Below are 585 nucleotides of genomic sequence, written 5' to 3'. Positions count from 1 at the left end.
GATCGACGCCACCGACGGTACGCGCAAACTGACGAAGTTCACCATCGCGCCGACCTGGTCACCCGCCGGCCCTGGCTTCTGGGCACGGCCGGAGTTCCGGCTGTACTACACCTATGCCAGCTGGAACGAGGCGGCGCAGCGTGCCGCCAACCTGATGGCCGAAGGCTCGGCGTTGTCGGACACCGGTGCATTCGGCAATGCCCGCCATGGTTCGAACTTCGGCGTGCAGGTGGAGCATTGGTGGTAAAAGTCGCGGATTAGCGCGTCGCCATCCAGATCAGCAGGCCGGCCTGGAACAGCGCCAGCGCAATCAGGCAAACAATGGTGAATCGCAGCGCACCGTCCTCACGACGGAAGCGGGCGATTCGCTCCTGCAGTTCACGAATCTGGTTCTCCTGTGCCTGCAGGTTGCGGTCGGCCTGTTCCAGCATCGCCGCCGCCTCCTGCAGCTCCACTACCTGCACCTTCTCGCTGTTCCAGTCCGCTCGCAGGGCGCTGACCCGCGGTGCGCCGTAGGTTGGCTTGAGCGGCGTCGCCTGGGGGTAGTCGATATCGAAGCCCTGGGTGCGCAGGCAGTGATCGCGA

2 protein-coding genes are annotated in these 585 nt (G+C 65.0%); one reads left to right on the top strand and one right to left on the bottom strand.

Annotated elements, in window-relative coordinates:
- The coding region (locus CXQ91_RS24255; RefSeq protein ID WP_146072438.1) for a carbohydrate porin at positions 1-247 on the top strand (247 nt) is incomplete at its 5' end.
- Positions 248-257: 10 nt separating this feature from the next.
- Here the strand turns inward: CXQ91_RS24255 and CXQ91_RS24250 are convergent.
- Positions 258-585: DUF4482 domain-containing protein (locus CXQ91_RS24250; RefSeq protein WP_219816615.1), on the bottom strand; the 328-nt coding region annotated here is incomplete at its 5' end.

The sequence above is a fragment of the Arthrobacter sp. Y81 genome, from assembly GCF_002929335.1.
In the GTDB taxonomy this organism is placed as follows: Bacteria; Actinomycetota; Actinomycetes; order Actinomycetales; family Micrococcaceae; genus Arthrobacter.
The sequence above is the reverse complement of the archived record's forward strand: the minus strand, read 5'-3'. Positions and strand labels throughout refer to the sequence as shown.